Here is a 22,051-nt window from a genome sequence, read left to right on the forward strand (position 1 = left end):
GTCAGTCGATCAGCCGGTCGAGGGCATCCACGATCTCGATCACCGCCCGCGTCCGTGGATCGACGCGGACAACCATTCCGTCATTGCGCAGATGGTAGTCCCAGCGCGGGTCAAGGCGCAGACGGCGCGGTTCGCGCAGGATGTAATAGCCATCGCCGACCGCCGGACCATAATACCAGCCCCCGTCGCGCTGTTGCTTTTTGGCCAAACCCGGCGGCACGCAGGGCGGGGTCTTGTTGGCCAGTCCCGGCGGGCAGTGCGGCGGTTGCGCAGAGGCGTCCGCGGGAAGCAGCGTGGCGACCAGAACGGCAAGTGCCGCGTGTTTTCTCATGCCTGTCCTCCATGGCCGGGGTCCGGAGTGCAGCACGACCCCGGCGGGCAGCGCACGGGCGCCGCCCCGGTCTGCGCCTTCGGGTGAGGCCCCGCGCGCGGCGATCGGTCCTGTTGGCCCGATCGCTGTTCGGCCGACTCAGGCCTTGGTCTTGCGCGTGTCGATGCCGAGCAGGCTGTAGGGCGGGCAGGTGCCCATCGCCGCCGTAGCCAGCAGGACGATGCCGATGAGTCCGGCGATCCAGGCCCAGACACCGCCGAAGGTGGTGAAGGCGAGGATGAGCAAGAGCACGCCGATGACGGCCCGGACGGCCCGGTCGACCGTTCCCATATTCTTTTCGAACATTGGCTTTCTCCCTTGTTGGCGGGCCGCTTGATCCTTGCGGTCCCGATAGATGGAATCTGGACGGCCGGGCGGGCGTTTCAAGCCCGTCCGGCCGACGGGGCGCGCGGGAAGACGACGCGCCACAGGGCTGATCAGCCCTTTTTCTGGCAGGTGTTCACGCCGATGAAGTTGTAGAGCGGGCAGGAGGACATCAGTCCGGTGGCCAGCGGGACGATGCCGATCAGCCAGAGCGGGCTGGCGTCGGTCAGGAACGCCCAGGCCAGGAGCATGAACGCGCCGATAGCGATGCGGGCAGTGCGGTCGATGCCGCCGACATTCTTCTTGAGCATGGGTCTTCTCCGATGGTGTGGAAGGGTTGCCGCCCGAGTTTCCCGGGCGTTGTGATCCCACCATGCGTCATGCCGGGCGGCGGGTCTGTGATCTTGTCACGCCGCGCCGTCGGCGGATGCCAGCCGGGCAAGTCCCGCGCGGTCGTGGATCGTCACCACGCCGCGGTCGACCTGCACCAGCCCCGCCTTGGCCAGCGCGTCGAGCCGACGCGAGACGACCTCGCGCGCGGTGCCGATGCGGGTGGCGATCTCCTGATGGGTGGCGCGCAGGGCGCCGTCCTCGGCCGAGGCCAGCAATTCGGCCGCAAGGCGGCTTTCGACGCGCTGGAAGGCGACCCGTTCCAGCAGCGCCATGATGGATTGCAGCCGCATCGCGAAGGCGCCGAAGACGAAGCGGCGGAAGACCGGCGAGGCGTCCATGAGCCGCAGGAACATCTCGCGCGGCAGAAGCACCGCCTCGCAATCGGTGACGGTGATCGCCTCGCCGGTGTAATCCTCGCCGCCCAGCAGGCCGAGGGTGGATTGCACGCAGGACTGGCCCGGCTCGATCCCGTAAAGCAGGATCTCGCGGCCGGTGGGGCCGGTCAGGAAGACATCGACCCGGCCGGACAGGAGGATGGTGAAGCCCTTGGCCGCCTCGCCGGGACAGAACAGCACCTTGCCCTTGGGCAGGCGCAGCACGGGCAGTTTTTCAAGCCGGGCGGCGGTGCCCGGCTCGATCCCCTCCAGCCCCTCTGCGCGCGACAGCCAGCTCATGCCCGGCCGCGTTTCTCGAAGCGGGGCAGCATCGCCGAGAAGTCGCGGCCCTTGCCGTCCTCGTGCTCGACGAAGGCGGCGTAAAGCTCGGCCGCGCGCTGGCCCATCGGCGTGTCGGCATCGGCGGCCTCGGCGGCCTGCTGGGCAAGGCGCAGGTCCTTGAGCATCAGTTCAGCGGCGAAACCGGGCCTGTAGTCGTTGTCGGCGGGGCTTTTCGGGCCGATGCCGGGGGCGGGGCAATAGGCGTTCATGGTCCAGCTATAGCCCGAGGAGGTCGAGACCACATCGAACATCTTGCCCCGGTCCAGCCCCAGCTTGTCGGCCAGCGCAAACGCCTCGCAGGTGGCGATCATGGTGACGCCGAGGATCATGTTGTTGCAGATCTTGGCGGCCTGGCCCGCGCCCGAGGCGCCGCAATGCACCGCCTTCTGGCCCATCACGTCGAAAAGCGGGCGGACCTTGTCGAAGGCGGCGTCGCTGCCGCCCGCCATGAAGGTCAGCGTTCCGGCCGCGGCCCCGCCGACGCCGCCCGAAACGGGCGCGTCCACCGCCATCTTGCCTGCGGCCTCGGCCTCGGCGGCGACGGCACGGGCGCTTTCGACATCGACGGTCGAGCAGTCCAGCAGCACCGCGCCTGCCTCCATCACCGGCAGCACATCGGCGGCCACGGCGCGCAGGATGGCGCCGTTGGGCAACATGGTGATGACCACATCCTGCCCGCGCGCGGCCTCGGCGGCGCTGGCGGCGGGGGTGACGCCTTCGGGGCAGGGGGCGGCAAGGTCGAAGCCCGTCACCTGATGGCCCGCCCCGGCAAGGTTCGCCGCCATCGGCGCGCCCATGTTGCCCAGTCCGATGAAGCCCACCTTCATGTTCTGTCCTCCTCCAGGTTCAGTTCGTCCGGCCCCAGCGGCGCCAGCATCGCCGCCACATCGGCCGCGGGGACCGAAGTCAGGTCGGCATGGCGCCAGCGGGGATTTCTGTCCTTGTCGATGATCGCCGCGCGGATGCCTTCGAGGAAATCCGCATGTTCCGGCGCGCGATGGGTAAAGCGGTATTCCAGCGCCAGCGCCTCGGCGATGTCGTCGCAGCCCGCAAGGCGGTTCTGCATCTCGATGGTGCAGGCGACCGAAAGCGGGCTGCCCCGGCCGAGGCGGGCCAGCGTGTCGGTCGCGAAGTCCGAGCCGTCGGCCCGCAGCGCGGCGACGATCCCGGCCAGATCCGGTGCGGCGAACAGCCGGTCCACCAGCGGCTGAAGCGCGGGCAGGTCGCCCGGCGGCGGGGGCAGGGCGGCGGCAAGGATGGCGTCGGGATTGCCGGTGGCGACAAGCTCGGCGATCAGGTCGGGCCAGTCGGCCTCGGCCACGAAATGATCGGCAAAGCCCGCAAGGATCGCGTCGGACGGCCCCATCCGGCGGCCCGTCGCGCCCAGATAGGCGCCCAGCCGCCCCGGCGCGCTGGCCAGCAGCAGCGAACCACCCACATCGGGCACCAGACCGATGCCGCATTCGGGCATGGCGATCTGGCTGGTCTCGCCCACGATGCGGTGGCTGCCATGGCAGCCCACGCCAACGCCGCCGCCCATGGTGAAGCCCTGCATCAGGCTGACCACGGGTTTCGGGTAGCCCGAGATCTTGGCGTTCATCCGGTATTCGTCGCGCCAGAATTTCTGGCCATAGGCGTAGTCGCCCTGCCTGCCGGTTTCATACATCACCGCGATGTCGCCGCCCGCGCAGAACGCCTTGTCGCCCTCGGCGTCGATCACGACCAGCACGATGGCATCCTCGTGCCGCCAGGCGTCCAGCGCCTTTTCGATTTCAAGGCACATCGGATAGGTCAGCGCGTTCAGCGCCCTGGGGCGGGTCAGCGTGATGCGGCCCGCGCGGCCCTCCTGCCGGATCGCGATCTCGCTCATCCGCGGGCCTCGATCATCTGGCGGGCGACGATCAGGCGCATGATCTCGTTGGTGCCTTCGAGGATCTGGTGCACGCGCAGGTCGCGGACGATCTTCTCGATGCCGTAATCGGCCAGATAGCCATAGCCGCCATGCAGTTGCAGGCATTGGTCGGCCACGCGGCTGCCCGCTTCGGTGACGAATTTCTTGGCCATGGCGCAGAATTTCGTGGCATCGGGGGCCCGGGTGTCCAGCTTCCACGCCGCCTGGCGCAGGAAGATGCGGGCGGCCTGCAACTCGATCTCGGCGTCCGCCAGCCGGAATTGCAGCGCCTGGAAGCGGTCGAGGCTCTGCCCGAAGGCCTTGCGCTCGCCCATATAGGCGAGGGTGGCGTCAAGCGCGGCCTGGGCGGCACCCAGGGAACAGGCGGCGATGTTCAGCCGCCCGCCATCAAGCCCCATCATCGCGTAGCGGAAGCCCTTGCCCTCCTCGCCCAGAAGGTTCGCGGCCGGGATGGTGCAGGCGTCAAGCTGCACCTGCCGCGTGGGTTGCGAGCGCCAGCCCATCTTGTCCTCGAGCCCGCCGAATGACAGCCCCGGGGTGCCGTCCTCGACATAGAAGGCGGAAATGCCCCGGGGGCCATCCTCGCCGGTGCGGGCCATCACGATATAGGCGTCCGAATAGCCGCCGCCCGAGATGAACGCCTTGGTGCCGGTCAGGCTGTAGCCCTCGTTCGTGCGTTCGGCGCGGGTCTTGAGTGCCGCCGCGTCGGACCCCGATCCGGGTTCGGTCAGGCAGTAGGACAGCACCTTGTCCATGGCGAGTGCCGGAGGCAGGAGGCGGGCCTTTTGTTCGTCGCTGCCGAAGCTGTCGATCATGCGGGCGCACATGTTGTGGATCGACAGGAAGGCCGCGACCGAGGGGCAGGCCATCGACAGCGCCTCGAAGACCAGCGTCGCGTCCAGCCGCGTCAGCCCGGCGCCGCCGGACCCTTCGGAGACGTAAAGCCCGCCGAAGCCCAGTGCGCCCAGCTTGGGCCACAGATCCTTCGGGATCGTGCCCGCCTCTTCCCATGCGCGGGCATGGGGGGCGATTTCCTCGGCGCCGAAGGCGCGGGCCATGTCGAAGATCGCGACCTGTTCCTCGGTCAGTGCGAAATCCATTGCTCCTCCCCGCAATTAATGAACGCGCGTTCATTTGACAGGCTGCCCGGCGCGAATGCAAGGGGGCCGGGCGTCACAGATCGGCGTTGTATTCCTCGATCAATGCGCGGATCACGTCCGTCACGGCCGCGTCGGCGGTCTTGCCCCCGGCGAGGGCCGCGGCGTGGACGCGGCGCTGGCGGTCGGCCGAGGTGCCATCGACGATCACGTCGCGCGCGGCCTGCACCTCGGCCCAGCAGCCCAGCGCGGCGGCGTCGGGTTCGAGCAGCGCGATCAGTTCGTCCAGCAATTCGGGGAAGGGCACGACCTGCTTGCGGCCGAAGTCGATCAGCCCCTCGGTGACGCCATAGCGCTGCGCGCGCCAGCGGTTTTCGCCGACCAGAAAGCGTTCATAGACGCGCCAGCGCTGGTTCCGCCCGGCCAGCCGCCAGAGCATCCGCGCGATGCACTGGGTCAGCGCGGCGATCGACAGCGCATGTTCCAGCCGGGGCGAGACATCGCAGATGCGGGTTTCCAGCGTGGGAAACCGGGCCGAGGGGCGCAGATCCCACCAGATCTTCGTGGCGTCCTCGATCAGGCCCATACCCACCAGCGCGCCGACGGAGCGTTCGTAATCCGACCAGCTTTCGAAGCGCGGCGGCAGGCCGGTGCGGGGCAGGTTGTCGAACACCGTCAGCCGGTAGGAGGCCAGCCCCGTATCCACCCCCTGCCAGAAGGGCGAGGAGGCCGACATCGCCAGAAGATGCGGCAGGAAATAGGACATCTGCGCCATCAGGTCGATGCGCTGGTCGGGATCGGGGATGCCGACATGGACATGCATCCCGCAGATCAGCATCCGCCGCGCGACGCCCGCCAGCGCGCGTTCCAGATCGTTGTAGCGGTCCTTGTCGGTGTGGTGCTGGTCCTTCCAGTCGGCGACGGGGTGGCAGGAGACGGCGATGGGGGCAAGGCCGTGGGTTGCGGCATGCCTGGCGACCGTGGCGCGCAGGCGGCGCAGGTCGTCGCGGGCCTCGGGCACGGTGGCGCAGACGCGGGTGCCGATCTCGATCTGGCATTGCAGGAATTCGGGCGTGACCTGGGTGCCGAGATCGGCCATGCAGGCCTCCATCAGGGCCTTGGGGGCCTCGACCAGGGCGCAGGTGTCGGCGTCGACCAGCAGGTATTCCTCTTCGATGCCGATGGTAAAGTCGGGGGCGGTGGCGGTCATCGGGATGGCCCTCCGGCGGTGGCGTGCCCGCGCATTGTCAGCAGGAAACAACGGGTGCGGCAAGCGTTTCGCGCGGGTCCGGGGCCTTGAGGTAGAGTGATTCGCGCGGAACAACCATTAGATGATGAATTTGCGAAATGATAATATCAGGGATTGTTTTTCGCGGGGCGGTCGGGCCGCGTGCGCGCGTCAGGGTTGAAAAGCGACGGTTCCACGCGGTTGTTTGTTTAAGATGACCCAAAATCGTCGTAATTCGGCCATGTTTAGTGGTGGCCCGCGAGGGGCGTTGCCGCGTGCATTTGGAGGGGAAGGCATGAATTTCCTGAAGACGACAGCGGCGGCGGCCGTCGCTGCGGTGATGGTGACGGGGACCGCGTCGGCTGCGACCCTGTATGTGGAGGATGGGAAGTGCGACGAGATAGTCGACGTCAATCCGGATGCGAATGAGTGCTTCGGTCTGTCCAGCGGGAACGTGCAGCAGATCAACGAGAATTCGGACAAGTTCAAGTATACGGATGGCACGGTTCTTACCGGTCTGTTCGGTATAACCAACTGGACCGAATTCCAGAAGGAAGAGAACTTCGAGAACATTCAGCCGGACGCCAAGGTCGGCTGGTTCGACATCGTCGCGAACAACTATCAGACCGTCGCTGTGCTCTTGAAATCCGGTAATCAGTGGGCCGCCTACAAGTATGATAACGGTCTGAGCGGTCGGCTGGACTTCTGGACGGCGAACGACAAGGGCCTTAGCAATTACGCCATTCTTGGAACGGGAATGATGACACCCGTCCCGCTTCCGGCCTCGGCGCTGCTGTTGCTGGGCGGTCTGGGCGGTCTGGCCGCGCTGAAGCGGCGCAAGAAAGCCTGATCTTTTCGGGTTCCCGACAGGCGACGGGGCGACCTTCGGGCCGCCCTTTTGCGTTGGTGGCGCCTGGGCTGCGGGAGCCGGTCGGGGGCGGAGGCGGTCCGTCAGGCGAGAATGCAGGCGGGCGCCCCTCCGGGGCAGGGTTTGCGGGCTGGCGATTGTTCGCGAGAAGGGCAGGATCGGCGCCCTGTGCCGCGGCCTGTTTCCATTTCGCGTTCAGTGTCGCGAAACTTCCTTCGGCACCCTACGAAAATCTTGCCGCAACGCCCGGAGTGAGGTTAGAACCTGTCGACATTCCGGCAAGATCCGGGCAGCCGGCCCATTGGGCCGTCGGGGTGGCGTATTGAAGGCAAGGTCGCGGAGGTTGCCCCGCATCCTGTCAGTAGAGGGGTTGGAATGATGAAGGCAATTTCGGCAACGCTGTCGGCCGTGGCGCTGATGGCAACGGTGTCCGCCGCCGGTGCGGCGACCGTGCAGGAGACGATCAACCTGAGGGCCGGGTCGGCGCAGGATACCGACGGGAAGGTCGGCAACCAGAGCGTCCACACGTTCGAGACGGCGGGCGGACTCGGTCTGACGGTGACCGGGCACCTGTTGACCGGCAGCTATGGCATCGGCTCGCTGGAGCAGATCGGGCAGTGGGACAATGGTCTTGGGGTTCTGAACGACGACGAGAAATCGTGCCGGTGGCTCTCGTGCACGAACACCGACGAGCATTTTGTCGACGGCACGGGCAAGAACGAGGTCGTGAAGTTCCTGTTCGACAAGATGGTGACTCTGGTCAGCGTGACCTTTTCCTATGTCGACCAGAGCGACAAGTTCTCGTTCGGCTTGCTGACGGACAGTGGCTATACGCATATTTCCGACGGCCAGACGATCGGCAACTGGTTCTATGAAACCTACACGTTCCAGCAGACCTGGACGTCGGACCTGTTCGGAATCGGCGCGATCAACGACAAGACGCAGTTCAAGATCAAGTCGATCACCGTCGCCTATGATACGCCGGAAGTGGTTCCGCTGCCGGCCGCGGGCTGGCTGCTGCTGGGCGGTCTGGGCGGTCTGGCCGCGCTGAAGCGGCGCAGGAAGGCCGTGGCCTGAAGCGCGGCGAGGCGACAATCGTGGAAAGGGCGGCCCTCGGGCCGCCCTTCTCGTTTCAGTCCATCTGCTTGAAGTGGAACTCGCCGCCTTCCTTCAGCCCGCTCGGCCAGCGCGAGGTGACGGTCTTGGTCCGCGTGTAGAAGCGGAAGGAATCCGGGCCGTGCTGGTTCAGGTCGCCGAAGCCCGATTTCTTCCAGCCGCCGAAGGTGTGATAGGCCAGCGGCACCGGGATCGGCACGTTGATGCCCACCATGCCCACATTGACCCGGGCGGCGAAATCGCGCGCGGTGTCGCCGTCGCGGGTGAAGATCGCGGTGCCGTTGCCGTATTCGTGGTCCATGGCATAGCCCAGCGCCTCTTCATAGGTTTTCGCGCGGACGGTGGACAGCACGGGGCCGAAGATCTCCTGGCGATAGATGTCCATGTCGCGGGTCACGCGGTCGAACAGCGTGGGGCCGACGAAATAGCCGTTTTCATAGCCTTGCAGGGCGAAGTTGCGGCCATCGACGACGATCTCGGCGCCCTGTTGCACGCCCGTCTCGATCAGGCCCAGCACGCGGGCCTTGGCCTCGGCGGTCACGAGGGGGCCGTAATCGACGTCATTGCCCGCGGTATAGGGGCCGACCTTCAGCTTCTCGATGCGGGGGACGAGTTTCTCGATCAGGCGGTCGGCGGTTTCCTCGCCCACCGGCAGCGCGACCGAGATCGCCATGCAGCGTTCGCCCGCCGCGCCATAGCCCGCACCCACCAGCGCATCCGCCGCCTGGTCCATGTCGGCATCGGGCATGATGATCATGTGGTTCTTGGCGCCGCCGAAGCACTGCACCCGCTTGCCGTTGGAACAGCCGCGGCCATAGATGTATTCCGCGATGGGGGTCGAGCCGACGAAGCCGATGGCCTGGATCAACGGGTTGTCGAGGATGGCGTCCACCGCCTCCTTGTCGCCGTTGACGACCTGCAACAGGCCATCGGGCAGGCCCGCCTCCTGCAACAGTTCGGCCAGCATCAGCGGCACGGACGGGTCGCGTTCGGAGGGCTTGAGGATGAAGGCGTTGCCGCAGGCCAGTGCGGGGCCCATCTTCCACAGCGGGATCATGGCGGGGAAGTTGAAGGGCGTGATGCCCGCGACGACGCCCAGCGGCTGACGCATCGAATACATGTCGATGCCGGGACCGGCGCTGTCGGTGAACTCGCCCTTCAGCATCTGCGGTGCGCCGATGCAGAACTCGATCACTTCAAGTCCGCGCTGCACGTCGCCCTTGGCGTCGGGGATGGTCTTGCCATGTTCCGAGGACAGCACCTCGGCCAGCTTGTCCATGTCGCGGTGGATGAGGCGGACGAATTCCATCATCACGCGGCCGCGTTTCTGCGGGTTGGTCGCGCCCCAGGCGGGCTGGGCGGCGGCGGCGGCGGCGATGGCGGCATCCATCTCGGCCTTGGAGGCCAGCGGCACGCGCGCCTGCACCTCGCCCAGCGCGGGGTTGTAGACATCGGCGAAGCGGCCCGAGGTCCCCTTGACCTGCTGGCCGTTCACGAAATGGGTCAGTTCCTTCATGGCAATCCTCCCGGGAATCCTGTGTGCGCGCAGGATAGTCTTGCAGAATTCCCCGGAAAAGCGGCAGTTTGCCAAAGGTGTTTTGCGAAAATGCAAGGACAGGGGCATGAACTGGGACGACATGCGGCTGTTTCTGGCGGTGGCGCGGGCCGAAAGCCTGACCGGGGCGGGCAAGCTGCTGAAGCTGGACCCCGCGACGCTGGGCCGGCGCATCGCCCGGCTGGAGGAGACGCTGGGGGCGGCGCTGTTCGCGCGCTCGCCGCGCGGCTACGGGCTGACCGAGGCGGGCGAGCGGCTGATGGACCGTGCGATGCAGGCCGAACAGGCGCTGACCGAGGGGGCCGAGGAATTGCGCGGGCAGGGCGGGCAGTTGACCGGCTCTGTCCGGATCGGGGCGCCGGACGGGGTGGCGAATTTCCTGCTGCCGCAGGTGACGGCGGCGATCTGTGACGCCAATCCGGGGCTGGAGGTGCAGATCGTGGCGCTGCCACGGGTGTTCAACCTGTCGCGCCGCGAGGCCGACATGGCGATCGCGGTCAGCCCGCCCGAGACCGGGCGGCTGACCGTGCAGCGGGTCACCGATTACCGGCTGCATCTTGTCGCCCATCGCGACTACCTGGCCCGGCATCCGCCGATCCGCGGCTTGGGCGATCTGACGGGGCACCGGATCGTGGGCTATATTCCCGACATGATCTTTGACAGCGAACTGGATTACCTGTCCGAGATCGGGGTGGAGCGGGTGCCGCTGGCCTCGAACTCGGTCGCGGTGCAGTTGAACTGGCTGCGGGCGGGGGCGGGGCTGGGGATCGTGCATGATTTCGCGATTCCCGCGGCGCCGGGGCTGGTCAGGGTGCTGCCCGACCTGGTGTCGCTGAAGCGCAGCTTCTACCTGATCCGCCATGGCGGCGACCGCAAGCTGGCCCGGCTGAACCGCTTCGCTTCGCTGCTGTTCGACGGGCTTCGCGCAGAAGTTTCCCGCCTTGAGGCACGGACCGCTTGACAGGATGTCGCAGCGGGGGCGACGCTGGTGCATCGTCCCGATGGGGGGCGTGACGGGGAGAGGCGTGATGCAGGTTCATCAAATCCTTCAGTCCAAGCTGGTGCCCGGTGTGGCAACGGTGATGCCGGACACCACGGTGGCCCAGGCTGCGGCGGAACTGGCTGCAAGGCGGATCGGCTCGCTGGTGGTCAGCGGCGAGACCGGTGCGGTCGAGGGGATCCTGTCCGAGCGCGACATCGTGCGCGAGATCGGCCGTCAGGGTCCCGACGTTCTGGGACAGCCGGTCGAGAGGATCATGACCCGCGAGGTCCAGACCTGCGCGTTGACCGACAGCGCACATGAAGTGCTGAGCCGGATGACCGAGGGACGGTTTCGCCACATGCCGGTGATCGACAAGGGAAGGCTGGTGGCGCTGGTCTCGATCGGCGACGTGGTCAAGGCGCGGCTGAGCGAGTTGTCGATGGAGAAGGACGCCCTGGAAGGGATGATCATGGGGTTCTGAGCCGCGCGGCGCGGGGATCGGGGCGCGGCGGATGCTGCACTTGCAAAAGCCGTGGCGATATTGTTGCGTGCGGGGAGAGACAGGAAGAAGGGGGTCCCCATGCGCATCGGCCTTTATCCGGGCACGTTCGACCCGCTGACGCTGGGCCATATCGACATCATCACGCGGGCCTGCGCGCTGGTCGATCGGCTGGTGATCGGTGTGGCGATCAATCGCGACAAGGGTCCGTTGTTCCCGCTGGAGGATCGCGTGGCGATGATCGAGGCGGAATGCGCGGTGCTGAGCGCGCAGACCGGCACCGAGATCGTCGTGCACCCGTTCGAGAACCTGCTGATCGATTGTGCCCGCGACGTGGGGGCCACGATGATCCTGCGTGGCCTGCGCGCGGTCGCCGATTTCGAATACGAGTTCCAGATGGTCGGCATGAACCGGGCGCTGGATTCCTCGATCGAGACGGTGTTCCTGATGGCGGATGCACGGCGCCAGGCGATCGCCTCGCGGCTGGTCAAGGAGATCGCGCGGCTGGGGGGCGATGTGTCCAGCTTCGTCACGCCCGCGGTGCGCGAGCGGCTGGTGGCGCGCTTCGCCTGAACCCGTCGTGATCCGGCGGAGCGCCTGCGGCGCAAGACATGTGTCTGGCGGCCCGTGCCGGGCCGCGTTTCGGGTATTTGGGCCAAGAAGAAGCACCCGCCGCGGGTCAGCGCCAGAAGGCCATGTAATCGACGAGATCGACGAATTTCCGGGCGAGGAACAGGGTGGCGGCGGAGCCGGTCAGCAGGCGATCGGCCGCCAAGGCAAGGGCTGCGAGGATCATCAGCGCGATCGCGATCCGGTTGCTCATCCGGCGGTGTCGGGCTGTTTGTGGAGGGGGGTGGATCGGCGCATCGCTTGGTCCTGTCGGCGGGTTGCCGCGCCTGGGGCGAGGTTGGGGCGGCAGATCAAGCATAGGCGGTAAGCCCTTGACTGGAAAGGGGGCGCATTCGCCCGAGCCTTGAGTTAAACTTGAGCGAACTTCCGTCGCTCTGATTCGGTCGCGGGGGGCGGATGGCGACAAGGAAGACTCGACCGGGGAACAGGCAAAGATGAGCGATATCACCGAGTTCGAGCGGCGGATCACTGCGGCGCTGGAACGGATCGGATTGGGGCTGGGCGGGCTCGAACGGGTCGATCCCGACCGTCCCGACCCGGCCGAGGTCGAGGCGTTGCGCGAGGCGCTGGAAAGCGAGCGCAGCGCGAATGCCCAGTTGAACGAGCGCGTGAAGGCAATCCGCGAGCGGCAGGAGACGCAGGTTGCGCGGCTGGATCGGCGGGCGCATGAGATGACCGAGCGTGCCGAGTCGCTGGAGGCCGAGGTGGAGCGGTTGCGGGCCGTCAATGCGCGGCTGCGCGAGACCAGTGCCGCGCTGCGCGCGGCCAATGCCGAGGGGCTGGGCGATCCGGCCGCGATAGATGCGGCGATGGCGGCCGAACTGGCCTCGCTCGAGGTGCTGCGCGCGGGCGACCGGGCCGAACTGGAGGCGATCATCGCCGATCTGCGGCCGCTGGCCGAGGGAGGCGCGAGCCATGCCTAACGTTTCGATCAGTATCGGCGGACGGACATTCGAGGTGGCCTGCCAGGCGGGCGAGGAACCGTTCCTGCAGGCGGCCGCGCGGGCGCTGGACGCCGAGGCAGCGGTGCTGGCGGCGCAGGGCGGGCATCTGCCCGAATCGCGCATGCTGCTGATGGCGGGGCTGATGCTGGCGGACAAGACCGTGGGGCTGGAGGAGCGCCTGCGCGGCATCGAGGCCAAGCTGGCCGAGGCACGGGCGCGGGTGGCCGAACTCGAGGCGGCGCCCCCGCCCGCGCCCGAGCGCGTCGAAGTGCCGGTGATCCCGCCCAGAGTGAGCGATACGCTGGCCGAACTGGCCGCGCGGGCGGAATCGCTGGCCGATGCGGTCGAGGAAAAGGTGATGCGGGTCTGACGCGGGTCAGCGCCGCAGCACAGGCCGGAGAAGTCCGGAAACCATGCGTGCGACCCATCCGGCCGGGCGCGCCTCCTCGGGCGGGCCGAAGAACAGCAGGCGCCCGCCTTGGACCTCTTCGACGATCCCGTCCATCGCGAAGGCGAGCGGCATGAACACACTGCGCGCGGGGCCGGAGGCCGGGGCCAGGCGGTGGCCGGGAGCGTCGTGGATGTCGAGCCGGGCGGTGCAGGCGCCGAGCTTCTGCGCCAGTGCGGGCGATGCGGTGACGGGCAGCCGGGTGACCAGGTCTGCCGCCTCGGCCGAGACCTCGGGACGGCGGTGCTGTTCGATCACCGCGGCGATGGGGTCGTGCAGCATGAGGCGCGCGACCTCCCGGCCGAACTGGCTGCGGCTGTCGGTCGACAGCCGACAGGCCAGCGGGCCGCCGAGATAGCGCGCCACGCGATCGAGCGTCAGCCCATGCCCTGCCGGGCCATACCAGAGCCGCGCCCGCAGCATGACCGCCTCAGGCGTTGGCCGAGCGGATCTTGTCGGCGGCTTCCTTGGAATAGGCCACGCCCTTGTCGTCGAAGAGCTTGTCCAGCTCGCCCGACAGGGTCATCTCGGTGACGATATCGCAGCCGCCGATGAACTCGCCCTTGACGTAAAGCTGCGGGATCGTCGGCCAGTCCGAGAAATCCTTGATGCCCTGGCGTATATCCTCGTCGGCCAGCACGTTGATGTCGCTGAACTCCACGCCCATGAAGTTCAGCACGCCCGCGACGCGGCTGGAGAATCCGCATTGCGGCATCTCCTTGGTGCCCTTCATGAAAAGAACGACCGCGTTGCCGTCGATGGTTTCCTTGATGCGCGTTTCTGCGTCGGACATGGGGATCACTCCGGGGCTTTGGTGGTGAGGGCGAGCGCGTGGAGCGCGCCGTTCGAGCCCTCCATCTGCTCCTTGAGCGCGGCATAGACGGCGCGCTGCTGCTGGACGCGGTTCAGGCCGCGGAAGCTTTCGTCGACCACCTCGGCGGCGTAGTGGTTCCCGTCGCCGGCGATGTCGGTGATGGTGATCTGCGCGTGGGGGAATTTCGCACGGATCAGGGCTTCGATCTCTTCGGGCGCGATGGCCATTCGGGGCTCCGTCCTGTTCGTCGTCATCAAGGTAGGCGCGTCGGCAAACCGCCGCAAGGGCTGCGTTGGGGCTTAGCCCAGCGCCTCGGCAAAGGCGCTGCGATAGAGGGCGGCAAGCTCGGCCAGCGGTGCGGAGGCGGGGCCGAAGCTGACCTTGTCGCCGCCGAACCGGCCGATGGTGGCCAGCGGCACGCCCGCCTTTCCGGCAGCGACCATCAGCGCCTCGGCGGCGTCGAAGGGGGCGGCGATCAGGTAGCGGGCCTGATCCTCGCCGAACAGTGTGGGCGTGTCGGCTGCATCCAGATGGACGCCCAGGCCGCCCGCCTCGGCCATCTCGAAGGCGGCCAGCGCAAGGCCGCCATCCGACAGGTCGGTGGCCGCCGCGATCAGGGCGCGGTTGGCGCGGATGAACTCGCCATGCGCGCGTTCGGCGGCAAGGTCCACGGGGGGGGCGTCGCCATCCTCGCGGTTGAACACCTCGCAGAGCAGGGCGGACTGGCCCAGATGGCCGGTCGTGGCGCCCAGAAGCAGCGCCAGATGGCCCTCCTGCGGGGTTCCGGCGATCACCTGGTCGACATGGTCGATCAGGCCCACTGCGCCGATGGTGGGGGTGGGCAGGATCGGGCTGCCATCGGTCTCGTTGTAGAGCGAGACATTGCCCGACACGATGGGCAGGTCGAGCGCGCGGCAGGCCTCGCCGATGCCCTGGATCGCGCCGACGAACTGGCCCATGATCTCGGGCTTTTCGGGATTGCCGAAATTCAGGTTGTCGGTGGCCGCCAGGGGGCGCGCGCCGACCGCGCAGAGGTTGCGGAAGGCTTCGGCCACGGCCTGCTTGCCGCCCTCGACCGGGTTGGCGCGGACATAGCGCGGCGTCACGTCCGAGGTGAAGGCCAGCGCCTTGTCGGTGCCATGCACCCGCACGATGCCCGCGCCAAGGCCGGGGCGGCGGATCGTGTCGGCCATCACCTGGCTGTCATATTGTTCGTAGACCCAGTGCTTTGCGGCATAGTTCGGCGAGCCGATCAGCGCCTTGAGCGCGTCGATCGGGTCGATGCCCGGCACTTCGGCCATTTCGGGGGCGGGGGGCGTTTCCACCCAGGGGCGGTCGTATTCCGGGGCGGAGGAGGCGAGTTTCGACAGCGGCAGGTCGGCCTTGCAGTCGCCCTTGTGCAGGATGAGGAAGCGGTCTTCGGGGATCGTCTCGCCGACGATGGCGAAGTCGAGATCCCATTTCTCGAAGATCGCGCGGGCCTCGGCCTCCTTCTCGGGGCGCAGCACCATGAGCATGCGTTCCTGGCTTTCGGACAGCATCATCTCGTAGGCGGTCATCGCGGTTTCGCGCTGGGGCACGGCGTCCAGGTCAAGACGGATGCCGAGGCCGCCCTTGTCGCCCATCTCGACCGCGGAACAGGTCAGCCCCGCGGCGCCCATGTCCTGGATGGAAATGACGGCGCCCGAGGCCATCAGTTCGAGGCAGGCCTCCATCAACCGTTTCTCGGTGAAGGGGTCGCCGACCTGCACGGTGGGGCGTTTTTCCTCGATGCCCTCGTCGAATTCGGCGCTGGCCATGGTGGCGCCGCCCACGCCGTCGCGCCCCGTCTTGGCGCCGAGATAGACGACCGGCATGCCGACGCCGCTGGCGGCCGAATAGAAGATGCTGTCGGCATCGGCGAGGCCTGCGGCGAAGGCGTTCACGAGGCAGTTGCCGTTATAGGCGGGGTGGAACCGGACCTCGCCGCCCACGGTCGGCACGCCGAAGCAGTTGCCATAGCCGCCGATCCCCTCGACCACGCCATGCACAAGCTGCCGCGTCCTGGGGTGGTCCACCTGACCGAAGCTGAGCGCGTTCATCGCCGCGATGGGCCGCGCGCCCATGGTGAAGACGTCGCGCAGGATGCCGCCGACGCCGGTCGCGGCGCCCTGATAGGGTTCGATGTAGCTGGGGTGGTTGTGGCTTTCCATCTTGAAAACCACGGCCTGGCCGTCGCCGATATCGACCACGCCCGCATTCTCGCCCGGGCCGCAGATCACCTGCGGACCCTCGGTATGCAGGGTGCGCAGCCATTTCTTGGACGACTTGTAGGAACAATGCTCGTTCCACATCGCCGAGAAGATGCCAAGCTCGGTAAAGCTGGGCGCGCGGTTCAGAATCCGCAGGATTTCCGCGTATTCCTCGGGCTTGAGCCCATGGGCCGCGATCAGCTCGTCGGTGATGGCCGGTTCCTGCATCTTGTCCCCCGCATGTCGGCTGTTGGGCGCTGTTTAAGCCAAGGCGCGGGGCGGGGAAAGGGGCCGCGGGGGTTTCAGCCGTCGATCCGCGCCCCGATCTCGGCCAGCGCGCGCTGGTAGACGCCCGCGGCGTTCCATTGCTTGAGCACCTCGAAATTGTGGCTGCCGGGCTGGTAGGACTCGCCGGGGCGCCAGCCCTTTTGCCGGAGGAAATTCGCGGTGGAGGCCAGCGCGTCGGCCATGTCGGTCAGGTCGGTCCGGCCGTCGCCATTGCCGTCCTGGCCATAGGTCAGGGCGTTGCCGGGCAGGAACTGGGTATGGCCCAGCTCGCCATGCATCGCGCCGATGGCGCCGGGCGACATCATGCCCCGGTCGATCATCCTGAGCGCGCCGATCAGGTGGGGGCGGAAGAAATCCGGCCTGCGGCAATCATAGGCGAGCGTCGCGGTGGCGTTCAGCACGTTGGCATTGCCCATGAAGCGGCCGAAGGCGGTCTCCATCCCGTGAATCGCGATCAGGAGCCCCGAAGGCACGCCATAGGCCCGTTCGAGCGAGGCGTAGAAGGCGGGGTTCTGCGCCTTGCGGCTGCGGCCCTGCTGGGCGATCACGTCGCAGCCGCGCTTCTGGCAGAACTCGGGATAGCTGAGGCGGAAGCTGCGCTGGTTGCGGTCGGCATTGATCGTGGCCTGGGCGTATTGGGTTGCGGCCAGCGCCGCCAGCCCGCGCTGGCCGACGCCCGCGCTGGCGGCTTCGCGGGCGAAGTCGCGTTTCCAGGCGTCGAAGCCCGCGGCGCTGTCCCCGCAGGGCGTGGCGGTCGCCGGTCCGGCCAGGCAGAGCGCGGCAAGGGCAAGGGCGAAGGCACGGATTCGCATGGATTTCCTCCGGTCGGTTCGGGGGAAGACTAGCGCGTCAACCGGCATTGCCCAACGCCCTGAATCGTCGGGTTGCGATTTCGTCCTGACGGGGTGGCGGGGCTGCCATCCCGCGCCGAAACCTTCGCGTGCCGCCGCAGGACTGTGCAAGTCGGCGCAAAAAGCGCCCTGATTGCAGGCAGATCATCTCCAGACAGAAAAAAAGGCCGAGCAAAAGCTCGGCCCAAGTCCAACAGGGAGGTAAAGACGAAAGCAATGTTCCGCCTCCGTCAAAGCAATTATGGACGCTCTGGCGCAGGTTCAAGGCGAAAATCGCTGCCGGACCGCATGCCCGTCATGCGTGTGACAGATATCTCACAATCCTGACGTGTCTTTTTCGCGCTGGCGCTTTTCGGTGATCTGTTCGGTGATGAACTCGCGAAAGGCTGCGATCCTGCGGGAGGCGCGCAATTCCTCGGGATAGGCCAGGAAGACCGGAACCTCGCTCGATTCGATATTGGGCAGCACCCGGACAAGCTGCGGGTGATCCTCGGTCACATAATCGGGCAGCACCCCGATCCCCAGCCCGTTCAGCACCGTCTGAAGCACGCCGAAATAATTGTTCACGGTCAACGTGGAGCGGATCTTGTGGGTCATCAACTCCTGCACCAGCCGCGCGCCGGCGCTGACCTGGGCGGTCGTGGTGTTCTGGCAGATCAGCCGGTGCTCGCCGAGATCGTCGAGGCTGGTGGGCGTGCCCTGGGCATCGAGATAGGGTTGCACGGCATAAAGCTGCATCCGGACGCTCATCAGGCGCAGGCGGATCAGGTCGGCCTGGCTGGGCTCCTTCATGCGGATCGCGACATCGGCCTCGCGCATGGGCAGGTCGAGCACCTGCTCGGACAGCATCAGGTCGATGCGCAACTCTGGGTAGCGCTCGTAGAGGATGGGCAGGCGCTTGGCCAGCCAGAGCGAGCCGAAGCCGGTGGTGGTGGTCACCCGCAATTCGCCGAAGACCTCTTCGACGCTGTCGCGGATGCGGGCGGCGGCGGCTTCCAGCCGCTTGCTCATCGCGGTGGTGGCGTCGAACAGCAATTCGCCCTGCTCGGTCAGGATCAGCCCCCGCGCATGCCGGTGGAACAGGGTCGAGCCGAGACTGTCCTCGAGCGCGCGGATCTGGCGGCTGACGGCGGATTGCGACAGGTGCAGCGTCTCGCCCGCATGGGTCAGGCTGCCCGCGTCGGCGACCGCGTGGAAGATCCGGAGCTTGTCCCAGTCCATCATGCAAATCCTGCAATGCTGCCATGCGCGGCCGCGCCGCAGTCCTACAGGTGGGCCTTGTCCGATTGCAAACCAAGATGTGGCGAGGAATTGATTTTGTAGGTCATGGATTTTGACCTAATATGAACGCGAGCACGCCAGGGGAGGGGCACGCATGATCCGTCAGGATGTCAGCCTTCACGATCGCTACGATCTGGCGAAATCGCCCGTGTTGATGAACGGCACCCAGGCGCTGGTGCGGCTGATGCTGATGCAGAAGGCGCGCGACCGGGCGGCGGGACTGAACACCGCCGGTTACGTCACCGGCTATCGCGGCTCGCCGTTGGGAGCGGTGGACATGACGATGGCCCGGGCGAAGGCCGATTTGCAGGCGGCGGATGTGCGGTTTCAGCCGGGCCTGAACGAGGATTTGGCAGCCACGGCGCTGTGGGGCACGCAGCAGGCGGAACTGCGCGGCGAGGGGCGGTTCGATGGCGTCTTCGGGCTGTGGTACGGCAAGGGGCCGGGGGTGGACCGTTCGGGCGATGTGATGCGGCATGCGAACATGGCCGGAACCTCGCCCCATGGCGGGGTGCTGATGGCGATGGGGGACGATCACACCGGCGAAAGCTCGACCACCTGTCACCAGTCGGACTGGGCGATGGTCGATGTCTACATGCCGGTGCTGTCGCCCGCGGGGGTGCAGGAGATCCTCGATTACGGGCTTTACGGCTATGCGCTGTCGCGTTTTGCGGGCGTCTGGGTCGGGCTGAAGCTGATGAAGGACACGGTCGAGGTGACATCCGTGGTGGATGGCCGCCCGGACCGGATGGCTTTCGTCACGCCCGATTTCCCGATGCCCGAGGGCGGGCTGAACATCCGTCTTGGCGATCACTGGGTCGCGCAGGAAGCGCGCATGATCGACCACAAGCGCTTCGCGGCCGAGGCGTTCGCCCATGCCAACCGGATCGACCGGCGGGTGTGGGGGAAACCGGGTGCGAAGATCGGACTGGTCGCTGCGGGCAAGAACTGGCTGGACCTGGTGCATGCGCTGGGGCTTCTGGGCATCGACGAGGCCGAGGCCGAGCGGCTGGGGATCAGCACCTACAAGGTGGGCCAGACCTTCCCGCTGGACATGAAGGGGTTCGCCGAGTTCGCCGAGGGGCTGGACCTGATCGTGGTGGTCGAGGAAAAGCGGAAACTCATCGAGGTGCAGGCCAAGGAGGCGATCTTTCACAACCGCCGGGGTCGGCGCATCTATGGCTGGAAGAACGACCGGGGCGAGGAACTGTTCCCGACCCGCTATGCGCTGGATCCGGTGCTGATCGCCGAGAAGCTGGGCGAGGTGCTGATCGAGGAGGGGCGCGGGTCCGACGGGCTGGTGGCCGCGCTGGAGCGGATCCGCGCGGCGCGGCGGGCGGACAATGCGCAGGATCTGGCCGCGCGGCTGCCCTATTTCTGCGCGGGCTGTCCGCATAACAGCTCGACCCGGCTGCCCGAGGGGGCGCGCGCCTATGCCGGGATCGGCTGTCACATCATGGCGATGTGGATGGATCGCGAGACATCCGGCTACACCCATATGGGCGCCGAGGGGGCGAACTGGATCGGCGAGGCGCCGTTCTCGACCCGCGGCCATGTGTTCCAGAACCTGGGCGACGGCACCTACAACCATTCGGGGCGGCTGGCGATCCATGCCGCCGTCGCGGCGGGTGTGAACATCACCTACAAGATCCTCTACAACGATGCGGTCGCCATGACCGGCGGGCAGGGCAACGATGGCGGGCTGACGGCCAGCCAGATCGTGGCGGAGCTGATCGCGGCGGGGGTGCGCCGCGTCGAGGTCGTGCATGACGAGAAGGAGGCGGTCGACCCGAAAGCCTTCCCGCCCGGTGTGCCGCTGCATCCGCGTGCCGAGCTGATGGCGGTGCAGGAGCGGCTGAGCCGGATCGAGGGGGTGACGGCCATGGTCTATATCCAGACCTGCGCCGCCGAGAAGCGCCGCCGCCGCAAGAAGGGCGCCTTTCCCGACCCGGATGTGCGGGTGTTCATCAATACGGACATCTGCGAGGGCTGCGGCGATTGCGGGGTGCAGTCGAATTGCGTGGCCATCGTGCCGGTCGAGACCGAGTTCGGCCGCAAGCGGGCCATCGACCAGTCGGCCTGCAACAAGGATTTCTCGTGCCTCAAGGGGTTCTGCCCCAGCTTTGTCACGCTGAAGGGCGCGGCGCTGCGGCGCGAGGCGCGGGAGATCGAGATCGGCGAGTTGCCCGACCCCGTGCTGCCCGCGATCGAGGGGACCTGGAACATGGTCGTTACCGGGGTCGGCGGCACCGGGGCCGTGACCATCGGCGCGATCCTTGCCATGGCCGCCCATGTCGAGGGCAAGGGCGCGGGCATGATGGAGATGGCGGGGCTTGCCCAGAAGGGCGGCGCGGTGCATGTCCATTGCCGCATCGCCGAGCGGCCCGGCGATATCTCGGCGATCCGGGTGGCCACGGGCGAGGCCGATGCGGTGATCGGCGGCGATCTGGTGGTGACGGCGGGGGCGAAGACCATCGGGCTGATGACCACGGGGCGCACGGGCGCGGTGGTCAATTCCCATGACATCGTGACCGGCGCCTTTACCCGCGATCCCGGCTTCCGCGTGCCCTCGGACCGGCTGGAACTGGCCTTGCGGGCGCGGTTGAGGGACCGGCTGCAACTGATTGATTCGACGGAACTTGCGCATCGGCTGATGGGGGACACGATCTATGCCAACATGATCGTCACCGGGGCGGCCTGGCAGCGCGGGCTGGTGCCCCTGTCGCTGGCGGCGATCCTGCGGGCGATCGAGCTGAACGGCGCCGATGCGGCGGGCAACCGGCGGGCCTTCGAGATCGGGCGCTGGGCGGCGGCGCATCCCGACGCGGCAGAACGTGCCATCGCCACCCCGGAGACGCAGCCCCGGACGCTGGCCGAGAGGATCGCCCTGCGCGAGGCGCATCTGGCGGCCTATCAGTCGGCCCGGCTGGCGCGGCGCTATCGCCGTCTTGTCGGGCGGGTGGCAGATCCGCGCCTGAAGGAGGCGGTGGCGAAAGGGTATCACAAGCTGCTGGCCTACAAGGACGAATACGAGGTCGCGCGGCTGCATCTGGAAACCGCCGCCAGGGCGCGGGCCGAGTTTTCGGGCGATTTCGAGATAAGCTATCTGCTGGCGCCGCCCTTCCTTGGCGCCAAGGGGCCGGACGGGCGGCCCGCCAAGCGGCGCTATGGTCCGCGGATGGAGCGGGTCTTTCGCATGCTGGCGGGGATGCGGCGGCTTAGGGGCACGCCGCTGGACCCGTTCGGCTGGCAGGGCGAGCGGCGACGCGAGCGGGCGGCGATCCGGACTTACGAGGCGGACATGGCCGAGGTGATTGCGGGGCTGACGCCGGACCGTCTTGAGGCGGCGCTGGCGCTGGCGGAACTGCCGCTGTCGGTCAAGGGCTTCGGCCCGGTCAAGGCGAAGGCCGAGGCCGAGGCGGCGGAACGGCGCGCGGCATTGCTGGCCGCGTTCCGGGCGGGGGGCATGGCGCTGCGGCAGGCGGCTGAATAGCGGGTGGGTCA

The 22,051-nt window shown here is 67.4% G+C and carries 24 protein-coding genes; 8 read left to right on the forward strand and 16 right to left on the reverse strand.

Annotated elements, in window-relative coordinates; all coding sequences use genetic code 11:
* Position 1 precedes the first annotated feature (1 nt).
* From EV216_RS03540 to EV216_RS03575, 8 genes are all read right to left on the reverse strand, one after another.
* Positions 2-331 carry an excinuclease ABC subunit A gene (locus EV216_RS03540; RefSeq protein WP_132693691.1) on the reverse strand — a complete coding sequence of 110 codons (330 nt, stop codon included), beginning with the start codon at positions 329-331 and terminating at the stop codon, positions 2-4.
* Positions 332-469: 138 nt separating this feature from the next.
* Positions 470-676, reverse strand: a complete 207-nt coding sequence (locus EV216_RS03545) for a YgaP family membrane protein (RefSeq protein ID WP_132693692.1) — start codon at positions 674-676, stop codon at positions 470-472.
* 131 nt (positions 677-807) lie between these two features.
* Positions 808-1,005, reverse strand: coding sequence for a YgaP family membrane protein (locus EV216_RS03550; protein ID WP_132693693.1), 198 nt, complete (start codon positions 1,003-1,005; stop codon positions 808-810).
* Between the two features lie 96 nt (positions 1,006-1,101).
* Positions 1,102-1,761, reverse strand: coding sequence for a Crp/Fnr family transcriptional regulator (locus EV216_RS03555; RefSeq protein WP_132693694.1), 660 nt, complete (start codon positions 1,759-1,761; stop codon positions 1,102-1,104).
* On the reverse strand, positions 1,758-2,630 hold the full coding sequence (gene mmsB, locus EV216_RS03560; RefSeq protein ID WP_132693695.1) for a 3-hydroxyisobutyrate dehydrogenase: 873 nt from the start codon (positions 2,628-2,630) through the stop codon (positions 1,758-1,760). The genes EV216_RS03555 and mmsB overlap by 4 nt, the downstream gene beginning before the upstream one ends.
* Complete coding sequence (locus EV216_RS03565; RefSeq protein ID WP_132693696.1) at positions 2,627-3,673, reverse strand: enoyl-CoA hydratase/isomerase family protein; 1,047 nt, start codon at positions 3,671-3,673, stop codon at positions 2,627-2,629. The genes mmsB and EV216_RS03565 overlap by 4 nt, the downstream gene beginning before the upstream one ends.
* On the reverse strand, positions 3,670-4,815 hold the full coding sequence (locus EV216_RS03570; RefSeq protein ID WP_132693697.1) for an acyl-CoA dehydrogenase family protein: 1,146 nt from the start codon (positions 4,813-4,815) through the stop codon (positions 3,670-3,672). Before EV216_RS03570 ends, EV216_RS03565 begins: the two co-directional genes overlap by 4 nt.
* A 73-nt stretch (positions 4,816-4,888) precedes the next feature.
* Entirely contained in the window at positions 4,889-6,022 is a 1,134-nt protein-coding gene (locus EV216_RS03575; RefSeq protein ID WP_132693698.1) for a carboxylate-amine ligase, read from the reverse strand.
* Between the two features lie 313 nt (positions 6,023-6,335).
* Between EV216_RS03575 and EV216_RS03580 the strand changes: the two genes are divergently transcribed.
* Together EV216_RS03580 and EV216_RS18560 are read left to right on the forward strand one after the other, a co-directional pair.
* Positions 6,336-6,890: a VPLPA-CTERM sorting domain-containing protein gene (locus EV216_RS03580; protein ID WP_243641954.1), complete on the forward strand. Its 555-nt coding sequence runs from the start codon at positions 6,336-6,338 to the stop codon at positions 6,888-6,890.
* A gap of 396 nt (positions 6,891-7,286) precedes the next feature.
* Positions 7,287-7,985 (forward strand): VPLPA-CTERM sorting domain-containing protein, encoded by a 699-nt coding sequence (locus EV216_RS18560; RefSeq protein WP_243641955.1) that lies wholly within the window; start codon positions 7,287-7,289, stop codon positions 7,983-7,985.
* 55 nt (positions 7,986-8,040) lie between these two features.
* Here EV216_RS18560 and EV216_RS03590 read toward each other — a convergent pair whose 3' ends face one another.
* Positions 8,041-9,540, reverse strand: a complete 1,500-nt coding sequence (locus EV216_RS03590) for a CoA-acylating methylmalonate-semialdehyde dehydrogenase (RefSeq protein ID WP_132693700.1) — start codon at positions 9,538-9,540, stop codon at positions 8,041-8,043.
* 106 nt (positions 9,541-9,646) lie between these two features.
* On the opposite strand from EV216_RS03590, the gene EV216_RS03595 reads away from it, so the two are divergent.
* The 3 genes from EV216_RS03595 (at position 9,647) to coaD (ending at position 11,633) form a co-directional block, all read left to right on the forward strand.
* Positions 9,647-10,540 carry a LysR family transcriptional regulator gene (locus EV216_RS03595; RefSeq protein WP_132693701.1) on the forward strand — a complete coding sequence of 298 codons (894 nt, stop codon included), beginning with the start codon at positions 9,647-9,649 and terminating at the stop codon, positions 10,538-10,540.
* Positions 10,541-10,607: 67 nt separating this feature from the next.
* Positions 10,608-11,042, forward strand: a complete 435-nt coding sequence (locus EV216_RS03600; RefSeq protein ID WP_132693702.1) for a CBS domain-containing protein — start codon at positions 10,608-10,610, stop codon at positions 11,040-11,042.
* Positions 11,043-11,141: 99 nt separating this feature from the next.
* Positions 11,142-11,633: a pantetheine-phosphate adenylyltransferase gene (gene coaD / locus EV216_RS03605; RefSeq protein WP_132693703.1), complete on the forward strand. Its 492-nt coding sequence runs from the start codon at positions 11,142-11,144 to the stop codon at positions 11,631-11,633.
* Positions 11,634-11,739: 106 nt separating this feature from the next.
* Here the strand turns inward: coaD and EV216_RS18135 are convergent, their stop codons facing one another.
* The gene (locus EV216_RS18135) at positions 11,740-11,883 is read right to left on the reverse strand and encodes a hypothetical protein (RefSeq protein ID WP_165899132.1); all 144 of its coding nucleotides are present in this window, start codon (positions 11,881-11,883) and stop codon (positions 11,740-11,742) included.
* A gap of 241 nt (positions 11,884-12,124) precedes the next feature.
* Between EV216_RS18135 and EV216_RS03610 the strand changes: the two genes are divergently transcribed.
* Both EV216_RS03610 and EV216_RS03615 read left to right on the forward strand, forming a co-directional pair.
* A complete protein-coding gene (locus EV216_RS03610; protein WP_132693704.1) occupies positions 12,125-12,613 on the forward strand; it encodes a hypothetical protein in 489 nt (162 codons plus the stop codon).
* A complete protein-coding gene (locus tag EV216_RS03615) occupies positions 12,606-13,004 on the forward strand; it encodes a cell division protein ZapA (protein ID WP_132693705.1) in 399 nt (132 codons plus the stop codon). The genes EV216_RS03610 and EV216_RS03615 overlap by 8 nt, the downstream gene beginning before the upstream one ends.
* Positions 13,005-13,010: 6 nt before the next feature.
* Here the strand turns inward: EV216_RS03615 and EV216_RS03620 are convergent, their stop codons facing one another.
* The 6 genes from EV216_RS03620 to EV216_RS03645 form a co-directional block, all read right to left on the reverse strand.
* On the reverse strand, positions 13,011-13,505 hold the full coding sequence (locus EV216_RS03620; RefSeq protein ID WP_132693706.1) for a hypothetical protein: 495 nt from the start codon (positions 13,503-13,505) through the stop codon (positions 13,011-13,013).
* Between the two features lie 7 nt (positions 13,506-13,512).
* The gene (gene grxD, locus EV216_RS03625; RefSeq protein WP_132693707.1) at positions 13,513-13,875 is read right to left on the reverse strand and encodes a Grx4 family monothiol glutaredoxin; all 363 of its coding nucleotides are present in this window, start codon (positions 13,873-13,875) and stop codon (positions 13,513-13,515) included.
* A gap of 5 nt (positions 13,876-13,880) precedes the next feature.
* Positions 13,881-14,123 carry a BolA/IbaG family iron-sulfur metabolism protein gene (locus EV216_RS03630; RefSeq protein ID WP_132693708.1) on the reverse strand — a complete coding sequence of 81 codons (243 nt, stop codon included), beginning with the start codon at positions 14,121-14,123 and terminating at the stop codon, positions 13,881-13,883.
* A 72-nt stretch (positions 14,124-14,195) separates the two neighbouring features.
* On the reverse strand, positions 14,196-16,355 hold the full coding sequence (gene purL / locus EV216_RS03635) for a phosphoribosylformylglycinamidine synthase subunit PurL (RefSeq protein WP_132693709.1): 2,160 nt from the start codon (positions 16,353-16,355) through the stop codon (positions 14,196-14,198).
* A 74-nt stretch (positions 16,356-16,429) separates the two neighbouring features.
* Positions 16,430-17,227: a lytic murein transglycosylase gene (locus EV216_RS03640; protein WP_132693710.1), complete on the reverse strand. Its 798-nt coding sequence runs from the start codon at positions 17,225-17,227 to the stop codon at positions 16,430-16,432.
* 354 nt (positions 17,228-17,581) lie between these two features.
* Positions 17,582-18,487, reverse strand: coding sequence for a LysR family transcriptional regulator (locus EV216_RS03645; protein ID WP_132693711.1), 906 nt, complete (start codon positions 18,485-18,487; stop codon positions 17,582-17,584).
* 154 nt (positions 18,488-18,641) lie between these two features.
* Between EV216_RS03645 and EV216_RS03650 the strand changes: the two genes are divergently transcribed.
* Positions 18,642-22,040 (forward strand): indolepyruvate ferredoxin oxidoreductase family protein, encoded by a 3,399-nt coding sequence (locus tag EV216_RS03650; RefSeq protein ID WP_132693712.1) that lies wholly within the window; start codon positions 18,642-18,644, stop codon positions 22,038-22,040.
* Positions 22,041-22,051: the final 11 nt, after the last annotated feature.

This window comes from Rhodovulum steppense (assembly GCF_004339675.1).
GTDB classification, from domain to species: Bacteria; Pseudomonadota; Alphaproteobacteria; order Rhodobacterales; family Rhodobacteraceae; genus Rhodovulum; species Rhodovulum steppense.